Source organism: Sulfurimonas sp., assembly GCF_028694895.1.
GTDB lineage: Bacteria > Campylobacterota > Campylobacteria > Campylobacterales > Sulfurimonadaceae > Sulfurimonas.
This window is the reverse complement of the sequence record NZ_JAQVKA010000122.1, coordinates 1-3953: the sequence shown is the minus strand read 5'-3', so window position 1 is coordinate 3953 and position 3953 is coordinate 1. Positions and strand designations below refer to the sequence as shown.

Here is a 3953-nt window from a genome sequence, read left to right as displayed (position 1 = left end):
TGAAGTTTATGGCTTTGTCTATGAAGATAGTATATATGTAGATAAACTAAGTATAAGTTACAACTTTTTCTCTCTATTGAGCCCAATACCAAGAGTTGCTTATATAGACGCTTTAGGAGCGAAAATAGAGTTAGATAGGCTACTTTTATCACTGCAAAATAGTGATGATTCAATAAATATCGCTTTTAATATATCAAAAGTAAAAGTTAAAAATGGCACTATAAATTATAAAAAAGAGAAGATTTCATTTGACTTTATAGGCGATGAACTTAGCTTTAAAGAGCATTTTGATATAGAAAAAGTCTCTTTGATATCAAAGACAAAATACGCAGATATAGAGTTCTTAGGCTCTTTAAAAGATAAAACTTTAAAGGGAGCTTCTTCATTTATTATCTCAGATTTTATAGAACAAAAGTACAACTCTGCTTTAGAGTATAAACCAAAAAAATTTATAGCAGACATTGAGATAGACTCTGAAAAAATAAATCTATCAACAACTACAAGTGAGGCAAGGCTAAAGGGCTTCTCAGACTTTTTTATAAAAGATGTTAAGCTTAATCTTACATATTTTATTGACAATGAAAACCTAACTATTAAAGCAGACTATAAAGCGATATATAAAGAGTTTGAAGCAGCTATAGTGCAGAATATTGATATGGATAAAAATATAGAATTTAGTTCTAAAACAATGGCAGAACTAATTACAAAAGATAGTGATATCCCATTTGATACATTTGTCATAGATGCCAAGTATTCTTCCAAGAGAGCTTATGCAAAGTTTAGTGCAAAAGATATTGAAGCTAATTTTTTAACTTCTGATTTTAAAAAATATGTCATTCATGCAGATACTATCTATGCTAAGTTTGATGCGGTACTAACGCAAGAGAACAATGAGAGTGCTTTAGAGTCAAATATATATCCTAAAGAGGAGTTTTTGCACTACAAAGAGTATGATTTGAAAAGATTCTCAAAAGTAACTCTTAATGCACACAAAAAAAATTCTAAAATCTCAATGTTTGCTAAATCAGATATTGCATCTCTCTCAATGTTTGTAAATGAAGACAAGGCTGATGGTTATGTAAATATTGGCTCGGCTTCCTTTGATTATAGAGTTGATTTAAAAAATAAAATAGGCGTTGTAGATACCAAGATAAACTCAATGGATAAATTCTTAAAAGAGCTTAGAATTAAGCCTTTTAAAGCATTTTTCGATGCTAAAGTAGAAGCTAAATCTACTATAAACTTTAAAGATTCATTAGAAATATTTTCTAGTGTAAAACTTCCTTTTTATACTCTAAATCTTGATTCAAAGAGAAGTTTTTCTGGAAAAGATAACAATTTTGAATTTTTATATAGAGATAAAGAGTTAATTTTAATCAAATATGACTTAAGTGCATTAAACCGCAGAGTATTGTCAGACAAACCCTCAAGAATTAACTTCAATAAGGATTTTGATATAGAGTTCAAAGAGTTTTGGATATATGATAATGTTCTTCTTAGAGGAGTTTTAAAGAGTAGTGATATGAGTGGATATTTTTCTCTTTCTAGTGATAAATTTCATTATAAATCCATTGAAGCGGATGTGTTTTTAAAGCTTGACTTACATGCAACAATAGATGCAAACGGGCAAGAAGATATCAGTGGAGAGATAGATATACAAAGCGGTGTAGTTATGTATAAGCCTAGAAAAGATTATAGTATCAGCGATAAAGATATCATAATCATCCAAGATATTAAAGAGTCAAAACAAAAAGATACAAGAGCAATAAACATAACCATAACATCATCAAAATCTATAAACTATAAGGTAGAAAATCTTTCTTTATTGGTTGAGCCATCTTTGGTTTTATACAAAGAAATAGGCTCAGATTTAGAGCTTTTTGGTGCATTAAACATTAAAAGCGGAGAAGTAAATCTTGATGGCAAAGTGTTTGAATTTGACGAGAGTGAGCTCTATTTTTATGGTGGTGATAAGATAGATCCATACCTTAATCTAAATCTACACTACTACACGATTGATTATATAGATATAGAGATATATATTACAAACAAGGTAAGCTCTCCAGTTGTGCTCTTCTCCTCAAAACCAGCCATGAGTCAAAACGATATACTCTCTTATATACTCTTTGATTCAAAGGCATCTTCAATTTTTGATTCCTCTGAAGACACATCATCAAAAACATCTATGAATACGCTACTCTTAGGAAGTGGAATTAAAAAAATGATAAATAGTTCTGGAACTATAAAACTAGATACTTTAAATATTTTGACAAACAAAGAGGGAACTCTTGGCTATGAAGTAGGAGCTAGATTTAACAAAAATGTTCGTATAGTATATAAAAATGATGAGATATCGAGCTTGATACTTCAGTATTCTTTGAGTAAATCGTTAAGAGTTGATGTTGATGTTAAAGAGACAGGGCAGGGAGTTAGTATTATTTATGTAAAAGATTTTGATATCTACGCACCTTAACGCGCAGATATAAACTCTTCGATTCTTTTGATACCTTTACGGATACTTTGTATATCTGTTGCAAAACTAAATCTTACATAACCTTCGCTTCCAAAGCCAACACCAGGAACTAAAGCTACACCTTTTTCTTCTAAAAGCTCTTTACAAAATTTCATAGAGTCATTAGATACTTTTTTTATGTTTATAAAGAGATAAAATGCACCATCTGGTTTGTATACGCTTAAACCATCAACAGCATTTATAAGCTTTACAGCTTCATCACGACGCTCTTTAAATGCTAATCTCATCTTCTCAATATCAGCATCAGCATCACCATTTAAACCTACGATAGCAGCTTTTTGAGTAATAGAGTTGATGTTTGAAGTGCTTTGACTTTGAAGTTTCTTAGTTGCTTGGATAATGTCTGTACGATGTGCAGCCATATAACCAAATCTCCAACCAGTCATTGCTACTGATTTACTAAGACCGTTGATTGTTATAGTTCTTTTGTACATATCTTCACTAACAGCTGCTGCAGATGTAAACTCTCCATCATAGATTAGTTTTTCGTACATCTCATCACTTGCAACTAGTACGTCAGTTCCTTCTAAAACTTTTCCAAGTGCAGTTAGTTCATCTTTGGAGTAAACTGAACCAGTTGGGTTTGAAGGAGAAGTTAAAATTATCATCTTAGTCTTTGGAGTAAGAGCTTTTTTTAACTGTTCTGGCGTGATTTTAAACGAGCTCTCATCATTTGTCTCTATCTCTACAACAGTTCCACCATGGTATAAAACAAGTTCAGGATATGTAACCCAGTAAGGAGATGGAATGATTACTTCATCACCTCTTTGGATAACTGCTGCAAAAAGATTAAAAAGAGAGTGTTTTGCACCATTGTTTGTGATGATTTGATTTGGAGCATAAGTTAGATTATTGTCTCTTTTTAGCTTGTTTGCTATTGCAGCTTTAAGAGATGGGATACCATCAACGGGTGTGTATTTTGTAAACCCTTCATTAATAGCAGCTATTGCTGCGTCTTTAATAACTTGAGGAGTATCAAAATCAGGCTCTCCAGCAGAGAAGCTAAGAATATCCTTACCAGAGGCTTTTAATTCGCCTGCGAGTGTTGAGATTGCAATTGTAATTGATTCAGATAGTGTGTTTACGCGATCACTAAGCATGAAAAACCCTTTGTTGGAAATATTGGGCGAATTATACTAAAATAAATTTAATTTTTCATTGCTCTAATGAATGATTCATAAATGTTTTCTAACTGTAAATCTTGTTCTAGTAGCTCTTTGTTATCTTCAACCAAAATATGTTCTAAAACAGCTACACGTTTTAGTAGATACTCAAACATCTCTTTATTTATATCTGGAAGCAAGTTATGCATAAGAGGATCTTTACATCTTCCTTTTTCTATAACACTTGCAGGTATTCCTATCGCAGTTGCATTGTCAGGAACATGTTTTACTACAACAGAGTTAGCGCCTATCTTTGC

Annotated in this window: 2 protein-coding genes and 1 pseudogene; 1 reads left to right on the top strand and 2 read right to left on the bottom strand. The window is 31.7% G+C overall.

The features are described from left to right. Positions 1-2473: translocation/assembly module TamB domain-containing protein (locus PHI38_RS09525; RefSeq protein WP_299855530.1), on the top strand; the 2473-nt coding region annotated here is incomplete at its 5' end. Here PHI38_RS09525 and PHI38_RS09520 read toward each other — a convergent pair. Together PHI38_RS09520 and PHI38_RS09515 are read right to left on the bottom strand one after the other, a co-directional pair. Next, positions 2470-3633 (bottom strand): pyridoxal phosphate-dependent aminotransferase, encoded by a 1164-nt coding sequence (locus PHI38_RS09520; protein WP_299855528.1) that lies wholly within the window; start codon positions 3631-3633, stop codon positions 2470-2472. The two genes, PHI38_RS09525 and PHI38_RS09520, sit on opposite strands and share 4 nt — an antisense overlap. A 47-nt stretch (positions 3634-3680) precedes the next feature. Further along, positions 3681-3953, bottom strand: a pseudogene (locus tag PHI38_RS09515) (serine O-acetyltransferase); the annotation flags it as partial.